A 16,541-nucleotide genomic window follows, 5' to 3' on the forward strand; every position below is an offset into this window, starting at 1 on the left:
CCTCTCCCCCAAGTTCGCGCGCAATGCAGGAAAATTCTCTATGTCCATCCCCCAATCAGGCGGCGGCCCGATCGAGTCCGAGGCCCAACTGGCAGGCTATCTCGAAAGCGGCTGCAAACCGCGCGACACCTGGCGCATCGGCACCGAGCACGAGAAGTTCGGCTACTGCAAGGACACGCTCAAACCCATTCCCTATGAGGGCGACCGAAGCGTGCGTGCCGTGCTCGAAGGCCTGCGCGACAAGCATGGCTGGTCCCCTGTCATGGAAGGCGACAACCTGATCGGCCTGGAAAAAGACGGCGCTAACGTGTCGCTTGAACCCGGTGGACAGCTCGAACTCTCCGGCGCGCCGGTCGAGACCATCCACCACACCTGCGACGAGGTGAACGTGCACCTGGCCGAGGTCAAGGATGTCGCAGACAAGGTCGGCGTCGGCTTCATCGGGCTTGGCGCCGCGCCGATCTGGCGGCACGAAGACATGCCGATGATGCCCAAGGGCCGCTACAAGCTCATGGATGCCTACATGCAGAAGGTCGGCACCATGGGCCAGACCATGATGCGCCGGACCTGCACCGTGCAGGTCAACCTCGATTTCGCATCCGAGGCCGACATGGTGCAGAAACTGCGCGTGGCCCTGGCGCTGCAACCCGTCGCCACCGCGCTGTTTGCCAACTCGCCCTTCCTCGACGGGCAGCCCAACGGTCACAAGTCCTGGCGCGCCCGCGTCTGGCGCGACCTCGACGCCGACCGCACCGGCATGCTGCCCTTCGTGTTCGAGGACGGCTTCGGCTTCGAGCGCTATGCCCAGTACGCGCTCGATGTGCCGATGTATTTCGTCTATCGCGACGGGCAATATATCGACGCTCTGGGCCAGTCCTTCCGTGACTTCCTCAAGGGTGAACTGCCCGCCCTGCCGGGCGAAACGCCGACGCTTTCGGACTGGGCCGATCACCTGACCACGATCTTCCCCGAGGCGCGGATCAAGAAATTCATGGAAATGCGCGGCGCCGATGGCGGGCCGTGGCGGCGGCTCTGCGCCCTGCCCGCCTTCTGGGTGGGGCTAATGTATGACCAGTCCGCGCTCGACGCGGCATGGGACGTGGCCAAGGGCTGGGACGCCGAGACGCGCGACGCGCTGCGCGTGGCGGCCAGCGAACAGGCCCTCGATGCCAAGGTCGGCAATATCTCGATGCACGACCTCGCGCGCGAGGTTCTGTCGATCGCCGAAGCCGGCCTAAAGGCCCGCGCCCGCCCCGGCGCCGGCGGCATGGTCCCGGACGAGACCCACTTCCTCAACGCACTTCAGGAAAGCGTCGAGTCCGGCCGCGTGCCCGCCGACGAATTGCTCGACCGCTATCACGGCGCCTGGAACGGCGACCTCACCCGGATCTACGAAGAATTCAGCTACTGATGGGCGGACCCGCCCCGGGCTTGACCCGGGAGCCTGCCCCGGGCTGGACCCGGGGGCTCCCGCACAAACAGAAAAGGCCGCCCGGACCGGGGCGGCCTTTTGCTTTTTCAACTCCGGTCTCAGCTATCGGCAAGCACGTTCGACCTGTAAAGCATCAGCCGCAGCGTATTTACCGCGTGCGAGAACCCCAAGCCCAGGCACAGCACCGCCAGCCCCAATCCGACGAAGAACGCCATCATCGGGGCCTGCGCCAGCAGCGGGAATGCCGCCGCGATGAGAAACACGCCCCCCGCGCCGATGGCGCAAAATCCCGTCGCCACGGTCACGGCGACCAAGCGCGCCGCTGGCCCGGTCTCGGGGCACTCCCGCTGCATCGAACCGATCAGCACGATCATCCGTGTCAGGGCGACCAACGCCAACAGCGACAGTCCGATAAAGCTCAGCAAGTAAGTCAACATTGTCTCGTCTCCTTCAGATGGGGCGTGCATAGATATCGCGCCGAAAATTGCGGTAGAACATGCCGAACACGCCGCCCCAGAGCGGGGCAAAGATCAGGCCGAATCCAACGAAAAGAGAGAACCCCTGAACCGCGCGCTCGCCGGCGGTCACCAATTGGTACAGCATGAAGGCAGCCGCCGGCACGCCGTAGCTGGCAAGGGCCAGCCCGGCGATGCGCCACGGTTCGGGCGGCCTGTGCCCGAGATACCACAGCAGCACCGGCACCCCGATCGCCAGGTAAATGGGCCCGCCGAACACAACCGCGAAGATCGGGATGCCCAAGGCCCAGAAACCTCCGGCGGCGACGGCCAGCGGTGCGGCCAACAGCGCGAAAAAGAACGCCACCGGATCGATCACGTAGGTTTCACATATTTTTGTATTTGCAGTTATTTCTGTCATAAGTGAAATCTCCTCTCAAATTTTTTACCCGGATTTGCCTTTCGGCAGGAACTTCGCAACCCGCGCCCCCAGTTTCACCGCGCTCAGCTGCACGGCCCGCGGCAGGCGCGCCACGTCTCGGTACCAGTCGTCGAACAGCTGCATAGTCTCCAGCGTCTCGCGGATGCGTCCGCGCACTTTCTTGGGCGTGCCGTCGGTTTCGGCCTCCTCCGCCACCGCCTTCAAAGCGGCAAGCGTCGGCGCGTACTCACGCTCCCGCCGCCCCTCGATCACCACGTTCACCAAGTCGAACATGTCACGCACGGATGTAAAATGGTCGCGCCGATCCCCCAGCTTGCGGCTGACCTTTACCAGTTTCCAGGCCTGCAACTCTTTCAGCCCGTTCGAAACGTTCGACCGTGCAAGGTTCAATGTTTCGCTGATGTCTTCGGCGGTCATCGGGTCCGGCATCACGTGCAGCAACGCATGAATCTGCGCGACCGAGCGATTGACGCCCCACTTGGCGCCCATTTCACCCCAATGCAGAATGAAGTTCTGTGTGGCGGGCGAAAGCTGCATCTTATGAATCCTGTCATTTCTGTAATGACAGAAATAACAGAAGTGAATGCAAAGTCAAATCCTTTCTCGCGGCACATGTCCTGAGGTACGAGATCTCGTGACAAGCCTGCGGGTGCCCCTGGCGTCACTTCTGGCCGATCTTCGGCTCCGTGCCGTCTCGCAGGCGGCGAATGTTCGCCGCGTGGCGCAAAAAGATGAAAAGGGTCAATACAATTCCAAGCACGAACAAATCGCGGTATCCCAGGAAAACCATCCAGACCGTCGACAACGCCGCCATGTAGATCGCGGCCATGCTCGAAATGCGCATCCCCACTGCCGCGACCAGCCAGGTCAAGCAACATGCGATCCCCACGGGCCAGGCCAGCCCCAGGAAGATGCCAAGGAACGTCGCCACCCCCTTGCCGCCCCGGAACGACAGCCAGATCGGATAACAATGCCCGGTGAACGCCGCCAGCCCGGCCAGTTGCGCCGCGTCTTCGCCCGCCAGGGCCCTCGCCAGCAGGACAGCCGCGGCCCCCTTGCCCCCGTCCAGCAACAAGGTGATCAACGCGCCCAGCTTGTTCCCCGTACGCAAGACATTCGTGGCGCCGATATTGCCCGAGCCGATGTTGCGCAGATTGCCAAGCCCCAAGACACGGGCCACGATCATTCCAAACGGGATGGACCCCAGCAGGTAGCCCACCGCCGCCCACAGGGCGAGAACCGCTAGACTGGATTGGATATCAGGCATTTACGTTCTCGAAAACCGCGTGTCCGGCAACATAGGTTGCAAGAACCTTACCTTGCAAGCGCTGCCCGTCAAACGGCGTATTTTTCGATTTCGATCGCAGCGTCCAGCGGTCCAGCACATAGGGCAGGTCCGGATCGAAGAGAACGAGGTCGGCGGGCGCCCCCTCGGCCAGCCGCCCGGCGTCGAGACCCAGGCGCTTCGCAGGATTCAGCGCCAGCGCCCGGAACAGTGTCGGCAGGTCCAGGTCTCCAGCATGGTAAAGCCTCAGCGCCGCCGTCAGCAGGGTTTCCAGAGCCACGGCTCCGCTGGCGGCTTCCTCGAAGGGCAGGCGCTTGGATTCCTCGTCCTGCGGGGTGTGCATGGAACTGATGATGTCGACGGTGCCGTCGCGGACCGCCTCGACCATCGCACGGCGGTCGTCCTCGGACCGCAGCGGCGGCTTGACCTTGAAGAAGGTGCGATAGTCGGCGACGTCCAGTTCATTCAGCGTCAGGTGGTGGATCGACGTCCCTGCCGTCACGTCCAGCCCCGCCGCACGGGCCCGCTCCAGCACCGGCAGGCTTACGGCGCTGGTCACCTGGTCGATGTGATACCGCGCGCCCGTCGCCTCGACCAGCGCCATGTCCCGCTCCAACCCCATGCGTTCGGCCATCGTGCCCACGCCCGGCAGACCGCGCAACGACGCGAACTTGCCGGATGTCGCCGCCGCGCCCGCGCTCAGCACCGGATCCTGCACATGCCCCACGACCAGCGCCCCCAGGCTGCTGGCATAGGTCAGCGCCCGGCTAAGCACCTTGTTGTCGGCCACCACGTGATCGCAATCGGTAAAGGCCACGGCCCCGGCATCCATCAGGAACCCGATCTCGGTCATCTCGCGTCCTTCGCGACCCTTGGTCAGAGCCGCCATCGGCAACACGTTCACGGGCGCCGCCTCGTTGGCGCGACGAGCGACGAATTCCAGCGTCTCGGGGCTGTCGATCGCAGGAGCCGTGTCGGGCCGGGTGATCATCGTCGTCACGCCCCCCGCCGCTGCGGCGGCCCCGGCGCTGCGATAGCTTTCCTTGTGGCGTTCGCCGGGCTCGCACACCTTGACGCCCAGGTCCACTATGCCCGGCGCCAGGTACTTGGCCCTGCAGTCCACTCTTTGGCCGGCTGCGGGCGCGTCACCGCTGCCGCGAGCCTCGACCCGGCCCTTGTCGACAAGCAGCCAGCCTTCGGTGACCTCTCCCGCCTCCGGGTCGACCAGCCGGGCGTTCTCGAACACCACCGTCGTCATGCACTCTCCCTTTCCTGCACCTGTCGCATCAGTCGCATCACCTCCCCGGCCTCCGCGATCCGCTCGAAGCCGATATCGACGCGGTAGTGACCATTCTTGTGACGGCGCATCTCGTGATCGAACATGACCGATCCCGGTGTGCCATCCCGCAGTTCCAGCCGGGTCTGGCCCGTGATCGGATAGCTCTTCAAGCTCCGACCCAGAAACGGCAGGTCCCGCGCGATGAAGGCCCTGCTATCGGTCAGCGTGTACCAGGTATGTCGCCGCTTCCACGGCTCCCAGAAGATACCGCCGAACGCAATGCCCAGGCCGACCGAGAAATGGATCAGCCCGAACATCCAGAACGCCCCGCCGGCAGTCGCGGCAAGGATCATCCACAACAGCGCGAACCCCGCGAAGAACAGACCGAAAATCAACGTGACAATACTGGCCGGTGCGATGGTGACACCCGGATCGGGCCGCCCCTGCCACAGGACCTTCTCACCGGGGTTCAGAATACCGTCCCATTCATCGACGTCCGCCGTCATGCCATTGCTCCCGCAACCGCCGCATCGATCCGGGTTTTCACGGCGTCCCGGTCCGCCAGGTACTTGATCAGGTGCTTGTCGCCCTCGGTCGTCACGATCTGCACCGCCGATCCGAGAACGCGAAGCTGCGCGATCTCCCGCAGCCAGGCCTGCTTTCCGAGCGGCCCCAGCAAACGCCGGTCGGTCAAGTCCCAGCGGGCTTTCACCTCGTCCGAGGCCAGGTATCCGGCCCGCACCGCAATCGCGGCCAACCCGCCCACGGCACCTGTCCAGACATGCGGGTTGCCGATGGCCCACAGAACCACCATGCCCAGTGCCATGGCGCCCGCTGCCATCCATGCATGATCGCGCCAATAGGTTGTTCGGGCGGCGTGAAAGCTATCGACAACCCGCTCTCCGGGCTCCAGTTCCGCCTGCGGCACCATGACGGACACGGCGTCGCTCAAGAGGCTACCCACACCACGACGGCCGTCAGCACGAACAGGACCATCAGCGCGATCATCGCCACCCGGCCCGACATGGCTGCGTCCGACTTCTTCTTCGGCTCCGGCGCGTCAGGCTCCTCCGTCGCGGGCGCCACCTGCGCGCCCGCGCTCGGAAGCGGGTCGAACTGAACGGGCGCCTTTTCCTCGTTGAACGTCGCCACCAGCCGCAGCGGCGCGCGCGGGGTCAGGATCTGCGCCCGACCGTCGAACGCCCCCGACCCGATGACCAGCACCGTGCCTTTCAGGCCGTCCATCAGCACATGCGCATCTTCCAGATCGTGCGAGGACACGCCCATCCCCTGTTCCAGGTACTGGCTCAGGCCATACCCTTCCAGATCCTCGATTTGCATCATGTCGACGTAATGCGGATCCAGGCTCTCTGCTCCCAGCGCGTCCTTCAGGGGCCAGCTGCCATTGCGCCGGTTGAACGCTTCGGCCTCCGCGCGAGTCAGGTCCACGTCGAAAACGCGCACCACGCCGCTCTCGCTTTCGCGTATTTCGATCCGGTCGCTCATGCCATCACCTCCTTGGGCCTTGCCCGCAGGTTTCGCGCCAGCAGGTCCATCGCGGCCATCCGCACGGCCACGCCCATCTCGACCTGTTCCTGGATCACGCTCCGATTGATATCATCGGCGATCTCGCCGTCGATCTCCACGCCACGGTTCATCGGGCCGGGATGCATCACGATTGCATCGCCCTTGGCATGGCCCAGCTTCTCGGCATCCAAACCGTAGCGATGGTAATACTCCCGCTCGCTGGGGATGAAGCCGCCATCCATCCGCTCCCGTTGCAGGCGCAGCATCATCACCACGTCCACATCCTTCAGCCCTTCGCGCATGTCCTCGAACACCTCGACGCCGAAATCGGCAATCCCCGCCGGCATCAGCGTGGGCGGCCCCACCAGCCGCACTCGGTTCTCCATCTTGCCCAGAAGGATGATATTCGACCGCGCCACACGGCTGTGCGCGATATCCCCGCAGATAGCGATGCTCAACCGATGCAGCCGGCCTTTCGCCCGCCGGATTGTCAGCGCATCCAAGAGCGCCTGGGTGGGGTGCTCGTGCCGCCCGTCACCCGCATTCAGAACGGCGCAATTCACTTTCTGCGCCAACAGGTCCACCGCCCCCGATTGCGGATGCCGCACCACCAGCAGATCGGGATGCATCGCGTTCAGCGTCATCGCCGTATCGATCAGCGTCTCGCCCTTCTTGATCGAGGACGCCTGCATCGCCATGTTCATCACATCCGCCCCCAGCCGCTTGCCCGCCAGCTCGAAACTGGCCTGCGTCCGGGTCGAGTTTTCAAAGAACATGTTGATCTGCGTCAGACCCGCCAGCGCATCGGCATGCTTCTGGTCGCGGCGATTGAGGTCCACGTACTGGTCCGACAAGTCAAGCAGGGAAGAGATATCCGACGGCGCCAGGGGTTCGATCCCCAGAAGATGCGCGTGTTGAAAAGCCATGCCACCGCTCCGTCGCCAATACCTGCGCGCTTATAGGAAAGCCCGGCGCGTGGGGCAAGCGTAGGGTGGGGTTCCACCCCACCTGCCTTTCGCCGCACCCCCGCCGCGAGGCAGGCCATCCGGCCCGACAAGCAACCCACCTTCCCCCTTCCCGCCACAGCCGCTATCTTTCGCCCCATGACCGCCCCCTTGGATTCGCACACCGCCCTTGCCCTGCTCGACTGGCAGATCGACCTCGGCGCGACCGAGGCGATCGGCGACGCGCCCGTAAACCGCTACGAGGCGCCCGAGCGGATGACACCGATCAATCATCCCGACACGGCGGCCCATATTCCCGCCAAGGCACCCGAGCTCGACACCGCCGCCGAGGCCGGGTTCGCCGCGGCCGAGGCAGGCTCTCTCGATGCGCTAAAATCCGCCCTCGCCGCGTTCGAGCATTGCGATCTGAAGCGCGGCGCGCGCAACCTCGTCTTCTCAGACGGCCACCCTTCCGCCCGCCTGATGATCATCGGCGAGGCCCCGGGCCGCGACGAGGACCAGCAGGGCAAACCCTTCGTCGGCCGGGCCGGGCAACTCCTGGACAAGATGCTGGCCGCCATCGGCCTGTCGCGACAGAACGACGATGCCGCCACCGGGGCCTACATCACCAACATTCTGCCCTGGCGCCCGCCGCAGAACCGCGATCCCAACCCGCAGGAAATCGCGATGATGCTGCCTTTCGTCGAACGCCACGTGCAACTGGTCGACCCCGAAGTGATCGTGCTCATGGGCAATATCAGCTGCCAGGCGGCACTTGGCAAACGCGGCATCACCCGTCTGCGCGGCCAGTGGACCCAAGCCTTCGGCAAGCCAGCCCTGCCGATGTTTCATCCCGCCTACCTCTTGCGCAAACCCCATGAGAAACGCGCCGCCTGGGCCGACCTGCTCGACCTTCAGGCCCGCCTCGAAGGACAGACATGAAGATCCTCGCCTTTTCCGATCTGCACCTCGCACGCGCCCGCGCCACCGAAATCGTGGCCGCCAGCGCCGAGGCCGACCTGGTGATCGGCGCGGGCGACTTTTGCAACCACCGCGCCGGGCTCGACGAGGCGATGGAGATGCTGTCCGGCATTGTCGCTCCCATCGTCGCGGTACCCGGCAATGCCGAACGCTTCGACGAACTGACCTCGGCGGCCCTGCCCAACATGACCGTGCTGCACGGCACCGGAACCACCCAGGGCGGCCTTTCCCTCTTCGGCCTCGGCTACGGCGTGCCCGTCACGCCCTTCGGCGACTGGTCCTGCGATCTGTCCAACGAAGAAGCCGCGGCGCTGCTCGCGCCATGCAAGACCGCCGATATCCTCGTCCTGCATTCCCCGCCCAAGGGCGTGGCCGACCTCACCTCGCTCGACATGTCCGTGGGCTCCACCGCCATCCGCGACGCGATCGAGCGCATTCAGCCCAAACTGGCCCTCTGCGGCCATATCCACGACAGCTGGGGCGTGACCGGGCGCATCGGCGCCACGCAGGTGGTCAATCTCGGCCCCCGGCCCAACTGGTTCGATCTCTGATGATCGACACGCTCACCCTGCTGGCCTTCGTTCCCGCCGCCGTGGCGCTGAACCTCACACCCGGCGCGGACATGATGTTCTGCCTCGGCCAGGGCCTGCGCGGCGGCCCGCGCCCCGCCGTCGCCGCAAGTGCAGGGATAGTGCTGGGCGGCCTGGTGCACGTCACCCTTGCGGGCCTTGGCCTCGGGGCCGCCGTCGCCACCCTGCCCTGGCTCTTCGACGTGATCCGCTGGGCCGGCATCGCCTACCTGCTCTGGCTGGCGTGGCAGGCCCTGCGCCACCCGCCCCAAGCCGGCGACACGCCGCCCGTCAAACCTGCCCGCGCCTTTCGCGACGGGATGGTCGTGAACCTGACGAACCCCAAGGTGATCTTTTTCGTGCTCGCCTTCCTGCCGCAATTCATCGACCCCGCCCGCGGCAGCGTGCTGGCCCAGTTCCTGCTCCTCGGCGCGGTCATCGCGGCGGGCGGCTTCATCGTTAACGCCGCCGTCGGCATCTTCGCCGGCGGCCTTGGCCGCCGCATGGCCCGCTCGCCTGGCTTTGCCCGAGGCATCGGCTATGTCTGCGCCACCATCTTCGCCGGCCTCGCCCTGCGCCTTGCCCTGATCGAAAGGAGCTGACCCGACCATGAGCCGCATCGACGACACCAGGGAGTTCATCCCGGTCCGCATCGCCGTCCTGACCGTCTCCGACAGCCGCGACCTCAGCCAGGATCGCTCCGGCGCCGTGCTGGTCGAACGGATCGAGGCCGCTGGCCACATCCTTGCTGACCGCATGGTCGTGCGCGACGAGCGCGACCAGATCACCGAGCAGCTGCGCGAATGGATCGCCAACCCCGAGATCGACGTGGTCCTCTCCACCGGCGGCACCGGCCTGACGGGCCGCGACGTCACGGTCGAGGCGCACAGGGACGTCTATGAAAAGGAAATCGACGCGTTCGGCACGGTCTTCACCATCGTGTCGATGAAAAAGATCGGCACCTCCGCCGTGCAGTCCCGCGCCACGGGGGGCGTGGCGAACGGCACCTACCTTTTCGCCCTGCCCGGCAGCCCCGGTGCCTGCAAGGACGCATGGGACGAAATCCTGTCCTACCAATTCGACTACCGCCACAGCCCCTGCAATTTTGTCGAAATAATGCCGCGCCTGGACGAACATTTGCGACGGAAGTGATCTTTGGCCGCGTATCAGCCCCATGAAACCTTGCCGCGAGCGTCTATCTATATGGTATGACTACTCCGCGCCAAGTGGCTTAAAAGGTTGATCTGAATGCGGTTCCTGCGCCACAGCCTGACCGGACTGTTCCTGCTGTCCCTGACAGTGGGCCTGTTCGCCTATGCCGGTCAGATCGTGTTCTCCGCCGTGCAGGAACGCATGAACGCCGAAACCGAAGCGCCCGAGCGGCGCGAGCGCGTCTTCGCCGTCAACATGGTCACCGCAGCGCCGGGTACGCAAACACCCGTCCTGACCGCCTATGGCGAGGTCGAAAGCCGCCGCACGTTGGAAATCCGCTCCGACACCCCCGGGCGCGTCACTGAACTGACCGCGCTTTTCGAGGATGGCGGCCGCGTCCGCGACGGTCAGGTGCTGGCCCGGATCGACCCGTCGGACGCGCAATTCGCCCTAGATCTGGCCCGCGCCGACCTGACGGATGCCGAGGCCGAGGTGCGCGAGGCCGAGCGGGGCCTTAACCTCGCCCGTGACGAGCTTGCCGCGGCGCAATCGCAGGCCGAGCTGCGCAAGCGCGCCCTCGACCGCCAGCTTGACCTCGAGGAACGCGGCGTCGGCACCGCCGCCGCCGTCGAACTCGCAGAACTCGACGCCGCCAGCGCAGAACAGGCCGTTCTGACCCGCCGCCAGGCCGAAGCCACCGCCGAGGCCCGCGTCGACCAGGCCCAGACCCGCCTCTCGCGCAGCCGCATCGCGCTGGCCGAGGCGCAAAAGGCCCTAGACGAGACCACGATCACCGCCCCCTTCACCGGCACGCTGCAAGGCGTCAGCGTGGTCGAAGGGCGCCTGGTCTCCGCCAACGAAAAACTGGCCGATCTCATCGACACCACCGCGCTTGATGTGGCTTTCCGCGTCTCCACCGCCCAGCACCGCCGCCTGCTGGATGAAAACGGCGAGTTGATCCTTGCCCCCGTGCGCATCCGTCTCGATGTATTCGGTTTGGAAATGGAAACTACCGGTCGAATCACCCGCGACAGCGCCGGCGTCGAGGAAGGCCAGACCGGGCGTCTCGTCTATGCCCGCATCGACGACCCCCAGGGTCTCAAACCCCGCGACTTCGTCACGGTCCTGATCGAGGAACCACCGCTCGACAACCTCGTCCGCCTGCCCGCCACGGCGCTTGGCTCGGACGGCACCGTGCTGGCGCTGACGGCCGAGGACCGCTTGCGCGCCGTCCCCGTCACGCTGGTCCGCCGCCAGGGCAACGACATCCTCGTCTCCGGCGACGGCCTCGACGGGCTTGAAATCGTGACCGAGCGCAGCCCGCTTCTCGGCCCCGGCCTCAAGGTCCGCCCCCTGGGCAACGCGCCCCAGGCCGACGACACTGCCCAGATGCTCGAACTTTCCGAAGACCGCCGCGCCCGCCTGCGCCGCTTCGTCGAGGACAGCCCCGACATTCCCGCCGCCATGAAGACCCGGCTCTTGGGCCAGCTGGAGCAACCACAGGTTCCGGCGCAGACTGTCGAACGGCTCGAACGCCGCATGGGCAGTTAACCCATGGTCCGTGACCTGCCAGACCGCGCCGGCGGCATCCTGTCCTATTTCACTCGCCACCCCACGGCGGCGAACCTGCTGCTCGTGGTGCTCGTGGTCCTTGGCCTTGCTGCCGCCCCCCGGATGCAGGCCCAATTCTTCCCGGACGTCATTATCGACGAGGTCAGCGTTTCGGTCCTCTGGGACGGCGCCAGCGCCGAGGATATCGACGCCGGCATCGTGCAGGTGCTGGAACCCGCGCTGCTGGCCGTCGAGGGCGTGGAAACCTCGCAAGCCACCTCGCGCGAGAACACCGCCAGCATCCAGCTCGAATTCGAGCCGGGCTGGGACATGGGCCGTGCCGCGGACGATGTCTCGGCCGCCGTCGACAGCATCACCGACCTGCCCGAAGAGGCCGAGGAACCCCGCGTCACCCGAGGCGCATGGCGCGACCGCGTCACCGATATCGTCCTCACCGGCCCCGTCGCCACGCCCCAGCTTGGCCAGTTCGCAGACGAGTTGGTCACGCGCCTTTACGATGCCGGCGTCACCCGTACCACGCTACAGGGGGTCGCCGCCCCGCACACTATCGTCGAGGTGCCTACCACCAACCTCATCGCCTACGACATCACCATGGCCGAGATCGCCGCCGTGATCGCCGCCGAGGCCGACACCGACCCGGCGGGCGACGTCACCGGCGGCGCCACCCGCGTCCGCATCGGCACCGAGAAACGCGCCACCGACCAAATCGAGGCGCTGATCCTGCGTTCCAATCCCGACGGCTCCAAGCTTACCATCGGCGACGTGGCCGACGTGCGCGTCGAAGGCATCGACCGCGAACGCCAGTACTTCGTCGGCGACAACCCAGCCCTTCAGATCCGGGTCGACCGCTCCGCCAACGGCGACGCCCTCGCCATCCAGGCTCAGGTCGAGGAAATCGCCGCCCAAATGGAAGCGACCTTGCCCGAAGGCACGGAACTCACGCTCATCAATACCCGCTCCGACGCCATCTCGGGCCGCCTCGACATGCTCATGGACAACGGGCTGACCGGGCTGGCACTGGTGGTCTCGCTGCTGTTCCTGTTCCTCAACGCTCGCACCGCCTTCTGGGTGGCGGCAGGCATTCCCGTGGCCATGCTGGCGGCCATCGCGCTGATGTACGCGGCGGGGTTGACCATCAACATGATCTCGCTCTTTGCGCTTATCATCACGCTCGGCATCGTGGTGGATGACGCCATCGTGGTGGGCGAACATGCCGACGCCCGTGTGCGCAAATATCGCGAAAACCCCGTTCAAGCCGCCGAACGCGCCGCCCAGCGCATGGCGCTGCCCGTTTTCTCCGCCACCCTCACCACGCTCATTGCCTTCTTCGGGCTGGTGGCCATCGGCGGGCGCTTCGGGGACCTCATCATCGACATCCCCTTCACCGTGATTGTCGTGCTGACGGCCTCGCTGGTGGAATGCTTTCTGATTTTACCACACCACATGTCCCATGCGCTGACCCATGCGGGCAAGGAACGCTGGTACGACTGGCCCTCCCGGACCGTGAACCGTGGCTTCGTCTGGCTGCGCGAACGCGCCTTCCGGCCCTTCATGGCGCTGGTCATCCGCGCCCGTTACCCCGTGCTTGCCGGCATTGTCGTGCTCCTGGCCGCGCAGGCCGCGCTCTTCATCAGGGGCGACGTGCAATGGCGCTTTTTCAACGCCCCCGAGCGCGGCAGCGTGACCGGCAACTTCTCCATGGCCCCCGGCGCCACGCGCGACGACACGATTGCAATGATGCACCAGATCCAGACCGCTGTCGAAGACCTCGGCGCCGATTACGAAGAACGCTACGGCGCCAACCCCATCAAGTTCGCCATCGCCCAGATCGGCGGCAATTCCGGCGGCGGCCTCGCCGGGGCCGACACCAAGGAACCCGACCAACTGGGCGGCATCTCCATCGAACTCATCGACCCCGACCTGCGCCCCTATTCCTCCTTCGCCTTCGTGGCCGAGCTGCAGGATGCCGTCCCCCGTCACCCCCTGACCGAAGAGCTCAGCTTTCGCGGCTGGCGCTCAGGCCCCGGCGGCGACGCGCTCGATGTGGAATTCTACGGCGCCAGCGCCGAGACACTCAAAGACGCCTCCGAGGCGCTCAAATCCGCGCTGCTCGACTACCCCGAGGTATCGGCGGTCGAGGACAACCTGGCCTATGACAAGCAGGAGCTGATCCTCGAACTTACGCCACAGGGCCAGGCGCTCGGCTTTACTATCGACGACCTGGGCACGGTCCTGCGCCATCGCCTGAACGGGATCGAGGCCGCGACCTATCCCGACAGCGCCCGCAGCGCCGAGATCCGCGTCGAGGTGCCCGAATCCGAACTGACCGCTGATTTCCTCGAACGGATGCAGGTCCGCGCGCCCACCGGCGCCTACCTGCCGCTGGCCGATATCGTCAGCGTGACCGAGCGCGTGGGCTTCTCCACCATCCGGCGCGAAAACGGCATCCGTCACATCAACGTCACCGGCGATATCTCCGAGGACGACCCCCCCCGCGCCGCCGAAATCAGCACCGCGCTGGAAACCGAGATCCTCCCCCGCATCGCCAGCGTTCACCAGGTCGAGTGGCAACTGGGCGGCCTCGCCGAACAGGAAAACGAATTTCTGAACGACGCCCGCCTTGGCCTGATCCTGACGCTGACCGGCATCTACCTCGTCCTCGCCTGGGTCTTCGCCAGCTGGACCCGGCCCATCGTTGTGATGTCGATCATCCCCTTCGGCCTTGTCGGCACGATCTACGGTCATGCCTTCTGGGAGGTGCCCCTGTCGATGTTCACCGTGGTGGGGCTTCTGGGCATGACCGGCATCATCATCAACGACTCGATCGTGCTGGTGACCACCATCGACGACTACGCCAAGGAGCGCGGCATCGTGCCCGCGATCATCGAAGGCGCCGTCGACCGCCTGCGCCCCGTCATGCTGACCACGCTCACCACGGTGTTGGGCCTCGCCCCGCTTCTCTTCGAGCAATCGACCCAAGCGCAGTTCATCAAGCCCACGGTCATCACGCTGGTCTACGGCCTCGCCTTCGGCATGGTCCTCGTCCTGCTCCTGGTGCCCGCGATCATCGCCATCCAGTCCGATGTCGCGCGCCACACCGCCTCCCTGCGCCGCGCCCTGCGCTCCAAACCCGGGGAATTACGCGGTGTCATGCTGGCGGGCGGACTGGCCATCGCGGCACTCTTCGCCGGCACGCTAGGCGCAGCGGCGGTCACCGGCAGCCTGCCAGGGCCGCTCTCCGGACTGGCCCTCGCCGCGCCGATGCCTACGGCGCTGCTGCTCTTCGCCGTTGGAAGCCTGTTGATCGTTCTGCTGCTCTATGCGGTGGTCGCGATCCGCCACGCCCTGCGCCGTCAGCCCGCCGAGCAGCCCTGAATATCCACCGCGCTGCCCCGGCTCAGCACCGTAAACCGCAGGCTCCGGCGGTCGACTGCAAACGACCGCCCGTCGACATGGCTCAGAACTGCACGCGTTACCAATGTTTCCCCCTGGCGGGTCGTTTCGGACGCAGAGACCCAAAGCCTCGGATCACCCGCCTCGACCACCGCGTATTCCGACACGCCCAGTTTCGGCATCCGGATCCTCGCGATCAACTCGACGCCCTCCTCGACGGGCGACAGCCGGCAGGCCACGCTTCGAACGCCGGCCTCGTCGGCGCCATAGGGCCGCTCGGTCAGCGCCGCCACGATGGCCGGGTCCGGCTTTTTCGCGGCATGGGGCAAGACCTGCGCCACGTTCACGCTGACCGGCACGCAGATATCCTTGCACACCCCGATCTCCAGCTGGCCTTCCAGCCGCACATCGCGCCCGCCCGCCTTGGGGCGAATGCGCAGCGGCACCACCACGTCATGGTCATAGCCGATCGTCATGAACCCGAATTGCGGCACCGGCTTGGGCGCGGGCCAGATCACGTCGACGCCTGACAGGTTGCGCGACCCCTGCCAGTTGAAAAGCGGCGGTACCCCGGCCTCGCCCGGACTGCGCCAATAGGTTTTCCATCCCGGCGCAAGGTCCAGCCGCAGGCCCGCGTAGTGGCTGCCATCCGCCGCCCGCCATCCCGGCAGCACCTCGACCCGCACCATGTCCGCGGTATCCTGGGCCGAAACGGATCCGGCGCACATGGCCAGAAGAGCAGCTTTCAATAGGGTCATGATCTTTCGCATGACGCCTCTCATGGCGGGTTTCACCGGCTTTGCCAATTCACATTGAAGCGAGAAATCCCGCCACTCTCAAGGTGGGATGGTTGCACAGAGCGCCCCACACCCCCATCATGGGTTCTGCAACCAACCACCGGGGACCGCCTTGAGCGATATTGACCTGACCGGAAAACTGCTGATCGCCATGCCCGCCATGGGCGACGACCGCTTCGCACAGTCGGTGGTCTTCATCTGCGCCCATTCGCCCGAGGGCGCCATGGGCCTCATCGTCAACAAGCGCGCCGATGATCTGCGCCTCAGCGACCTTCTGGACCAACTCGACATCGCGCAGGGGCGCGACATGACCAACCTGCCCGTGCATTTCGGAGGCCCGGTTGAACACGGCCGGGGTTTCGTGCTGCATGATTACGGCTACCATTCGGCCATCTCCACACTCGACGTGAATGACGAATTCGCCATGACCGCGACGATGGACATATTGGAGGACTTGGCGCTCGGCCGCGGCCCGCTACGCAACATCGTGGCCTTGGGCTATGCCGGCTGGGGCCCCGGCCAGCTGGAAAGCGAATTGTCCCAGAACGCCTGGCTTACGGTCGAGGCCGACAAGGAAATCGTCTTCTCCCACGCCGACGGCAGCAAGTGGGAATCCGCCCTGCAAAAATTGGGCGTCAGTTCCGTTACGCTCTCGTCCGAAGCCGGCCGCGCCTGACGGCAAAAGCTTTATCAAAGCTTTTGCCAAATCTTTT

The 16,541-nt window shown here is 65.6% G+C and carries 18 protein-coding genes; 8 read left to right on the forward strand and 10 right to left on the reverse strand.

The genetic code is table 11. The features are described from left to right. The first annotated feature begins 40 nt into the window (after positions 1 to 40). A complete protein-coding gene (locus FIU85_RS08455) occupies positions 41 to 1,411 on the forward strand; it encodes a glutamate--cysteine ligase (protein ID WP_152496564.1) in 1,371 nt (456 codons plus the stop codon). Between the two features lie 119 nt (positions 1,412 to 1,530). Here FIU85_RS08455 and FIU85_RS08460 read toward each other — a convergent pair whose 3' ends face one another. The 9 genes from FIU85_RS08460 to FIU85_RS08500 all read right to left on the reverse strand — a co-directional run bounded on the left by FIU85_RS08460 (position 1,531) and on the right by FIU85_RS08500 (position 7,346). Continuing rightward, positions 1,531 to 1,869 (reverse strand): hypothetical protein, encoded by a 339-nt coding sequence (locus tag FIU85_RS08460; RefSeq protein WP_152491159.1) that lies wholly within the window; start codon positions 1,867 to 1,869, stop codon positions 1,531 to 1,533. 13 nt (positions 1,870 to 1,882) lie between these two features. After that, positions 1,883 to 2,308: a hypothetical protein gene (locus tag FIU85_RS08465; RefSeq protein ID WP_152496565.1), complete on the reverse strand. Its 426-nt coding sequence runs from the start codon at positions 2,306 to 2,308 to the stop codon at positions 1,883 to 1,885. Between the two features lie 24 nt (positions 2,309 to 2,332). After that, complete coding sequence (locus FIU85_RS08470) at positions 2,333 to 2,866, reverse strand: GbsR/MarR family transcriptional regulator (RefSeq protein ID WP_152496566.1); 534 nt, start codon at positions 2,864 to 2,866, stop codon at positions 2,333 to 2,335. A 124-nt stretch (positions 2,867 to 2,990) separates the two neighbouring features. Then, positions 2,991 to 3,596, reverse strand: coding sequence for a glycerol-3-phosphate 1-O-acyltransferase PlsY (plsY, locus tag FIU85_RS08475; RefSeq protein ID WP_152491156.1), 606 nt, complete (start codon positions 3,594 to 3,596; stop codon positions 2,991 to 2,993). Continuing rightward, complete coding sequence (gene pyrC / locus FIU85_RS08480; RefSeq protein WP_152496567.1) at positions 3,589 to 4,872, reverse strand: dihydroorotase; 1,284 nt, start codon at positions 4,870 to 4,872, stop codon at positions 3,589 to 3,591. The genes plsY and pyrC overlap by 8 nt, the downstream gene beginning before the upstream one ends. After that, complete coding sequence (locus FIU85_RS08485; protein WP_152496568.1) at positions 4,869 to 5,399, reverse strand: aspartate carbamoyltransferase catalytic subunit; 531 nt, start codon at positions 5,397 to 5,399, stop codon at positions 4,869 to 4,871. The genes pyrC and FIU85_RS08485 overlap by 4 nt, the downstream gene beginning before the upstream one ends. Next, positions 5,396 to 5,845 carry a hypothetical protein gene (locus FIU85_RS08490; RefSeq protein ID WP_368372983.1) on the reverse strand — a complete coding sequence of 150 codons (450 nt, stop codon included), beginning with the start codon at positions 5,843 to 5,845 and terminating at the stop codon, positions 5,396 to 5,398. The genes FIU85_RS08485 and FIU85_RS08490 overlap by 4 nt, the downstream gene beginning before the upstream one ends. Further along, the gene (locus FIU85_RS08495) at positions 5,842 to 6,399 is read right to left on the reverse strand and encodes a hypothetical protein (protein WP_152491153.1); all 558 of its coding nucleotides are present in this window, start codon (positions 6,397 to 6,399) and stop codon (positions 5,842 to 5,844) included. Before FIU85_RS08495 ends, FIU85_RS08490 begins: the two co-directional genes overlap by 4 nt. After that, positions 6,396 to 7,346, reverse strand: coding sequence for an aspartate carbamoyltransferase catalytic subunit (locus tag FIU85_RS08500; RefSeq protein ID WP_152496569.1), 951 nt, complete (start codon positions 7,344 to 7,346; stop codon positions 6,396 to 6,398). Before FIU85_RS08500 ends, FIU85_RS08495 begins: the two co-directional genes overlap by 4 nt. A 177-nt stretch (positions 7,347 to 7,523) precedes the next feature. Between FIU85_RS08500 and FIU85_RS08505 the strand changes: the two genes are divergently transcribed. The 6 genes from FIU85_RS08505 to FIU85_RS08530 all read left to right on the forward strand — a co-directional run bounded on the left by FIU85_RS08505 (position 7,524) and on the right by FIU85_RS08530 (position 15,013). Continuing rightward, complete coding sequence (locus FIU85_RS08505) at positions 7,524 to 8,306, forward strand: uracil-DNA glycosylase family protein (protein WP_152496570.1); 783 nt, start codon at positions 7,524 to 7,526, stop codon at positions 8,304 to 8,306. After that, positions 8,303 to 8,896 carry a metallophosphoesterase family protein gene (locus tag FIU85_RS08510; protein WP_152496571.1) on the forward strand — a complete coding sequence of 198 codons (594 nt, stop codon included), beginning with the start codon at positions 8,303 to 8,305 and terminating at the stop codon, positions 8,894 to 8,896. The genes FIU85_RS08505 and FIU85_RS08510 overlap by 4 nt, the downstream gene beginning before the upstream one ends. Then, positions 8,896 to 9,516, forward strand: coding sequence for a LysE family translocator (locus tag FIU85_RS08515; RefSeq protein WP_152496572.1), 621 nt, complete (start codon positions 8,896 to 8,898; stop codon positions 9,514 to 9,516). The genes FIU85_RS08510 and FIU85_RS08515 overlap by 1 nt, the downstream gene beginning before the upstream one ends. A gap of 7 nt (positions 9,517 to 9,523) precedes the next feature. Continuing rightward, positions 9,524 to 10,066, forward strand: coding sequence for a molybdenum cofactor biosynthesis protein B (gene moaB, locus FIU85_RS08520; RefSeq protein WP_152491148.1), 543 nt, complete (start codon positions 9,524 to 9,526; stop codon positions 10,064 to 10,066). Between the two features lie 96 nt (positions 10,067 to 10,162). Continuing rightward, a complete protein-coding gene (locus FIU85_RS08525) occupies positions 10,163 to 11,617 on the forward strand; it encodes an efflux RND transporter periplasmic adaptor subunit (RefSeq protein WP_152496573.1) in 1,455 nt (484 codons plus the stop codon). Between the two features lie 3 nt (positions 11,618 to 11,620). Continuing rightward, positions 11,621 to 15,013, forward strand: coding sequence for an efflux RND transporter permease subunit (locus FIU85_RS08530; protein ID WP_152496574.1), 3,393 nt, complete (start codon positions 11,621 to 11,623; stop codon positions 15,011 to 15,013). On the opposite strand, the gene FIU85_RS08535 is transcribed toward FIU85_RS08530, so the two are convergent. After that, positions 14,992 to 15,789 carry a protein-disulfide reductase DsbD domain-containing protein gene (locus FIU85_RS08535; protein ID WP_254703030.1) on the reverse strand — a complete coding sequence of 266 codons (798 nt, stop codon included), beginning with the start codon at positions 15,787 to 15,789 and terminating at the stop codon, positions 14,992 to 14,994. The genes FIU85_RS08530 and FIU85_RS08535 overlap by 22 nt on opposite strands. 160 nt (positions 15,790 to 15,949) lie before the next feature. On the opposite strand from FIU85_RS08535, the gene FIU85_RS08540 reads away from it, so the two are divergent. Next, complete coding sequence (locus tag FIU85_RS08540; protein WP_152494371.1) at positions 15,950 to 16,504, forward strand: YqgE/AlgH family protein; 555 nt, start codon at positions 15,950 to 15,952, stop codon at positions 16,502 to 16,504. Positions 16,505 to 16,541 lie beyond the last annotated feature (37 nt).

The organism is Roseovarius sp. THAF8 (genome assembly GCF_009363735.1).
Taxonomy (GTDB): Bacteria; Pseudomonadota; Alphaproteobacteria; order Rhodobacterales; family Rhodobacteraceae; genus Roseovarius.

Bases quoted from the DNA above. Each gene is read 5' to 3' on its own strand.
- FIU85_RS08455 (WP_152496564.1), top strand. From the start codon at position 41: ATGTCCATCCCCCAATCAGGCGGCGGCCCGATCGAGTCCGAGGCCCAA.
- FIU85_RS08460 (WP_152491159.1), bottom strand. From the start codon at position 1,869: ATGTTGACTTACTTGCTGAGCTTTATCGGACTGTCGCTGTTGGCGTTG.
- FIU85_RS08465 (WP_152496565.1), bottom strand. From the start codon at position 2,308: ATGACAGAAATAACTGCAAATACAAAAATATGTGAAACCTACGTGATC.
- FIU85_RS08470 (WP_152496566.1), bottom strand. From the start codon at position 2,866: ATGCAGCTTTCGCCCGCCACACAGAACTTCATTCTGCATTGGGGTGAA.
- plsY (WP_152491156.1), bottom strand. From the start codon at position 3,596: ATGCCTGATATCCAATCCAGTCTAGCGGTTCTCGCCCTGTGGGCGGCG.
- pyrC (WP_152496567.1), bottom strand. From the start codon at position 4,872: ATGACGACGGTGGTGTTCGAGAACGCCCGGCTGGTCGACCCGGAGGCG.
- FIU85_RS08485 (WP_152496568.1), bottom strand. From the start codon at position 5,399: ATGACGGCGGACGTCGATGAATGGGACGGTATTCTGAACCCCGGTGAG.
- FIU85_RS08495 (WP_152491153.1), bottom strand. From the start codon at position 6,399: ATGAGCGACCGGATCGAAATACGCGAAAGCGAGAGCGGCGTGGTGCGC.
- FIU85_RS08500 (WP_152496569.1), bottom strand. From the start codon at position 7,346: ATGGCTTTTCAACACGCGCATCTTCTGGGGATCGAACCCCTGGCGCCG.
- FIU85_RS08505 (WP_152496570.1), top strand. From the start codon at position 7,524: ATGACCGCCCCCTTGGATTCGCACACCGCCCTTGCCCTGCTCGACTGG.
- FIU85_RS08510 (WP_152496571.1), top strand. From the start codon at position 8,303: ATGAAGATCCTCGCCTTTTCCGATCTGCACCTCGCACGCGCCCGCGCC.
- FIU85_RS08515 (WP_152496572.1), top strand. From the start codon at position 8,896: ATGATCGACACGCTCACCCTGCTGGCCTTCGTTCCCGCCGCCGTGGCG.
- moaB (WP_152491148.1), top strand. From the start codon at position 9,524: ATGAGCCGCATCGACGACACCAGGGAGTTCATCCCGGTCCGCATCGCC.
- FIU85_RS08525 (WP_152496573.1), top strand. From the start codon at position 10,163: ATGCGGTTCCTGCGCCACAGCCTGACCGGACTGTTCCTGCTGTCCCTG.
- FIU85_RS08530 (WP_152496574.1), top strand. From the start codon at position 11,621: ATGGTCCGTGACCTGCCAGACCGCGCCGGCGGCATCCTGTCCTATTTC.
- FIU85_RS08535 (WP_254703030.1), bottom strand. From the start codon at position 15,789: ATGACCCTATTGAAAGCTGCTCTTCTGGCCATGTGCGCCGGATCCGTT.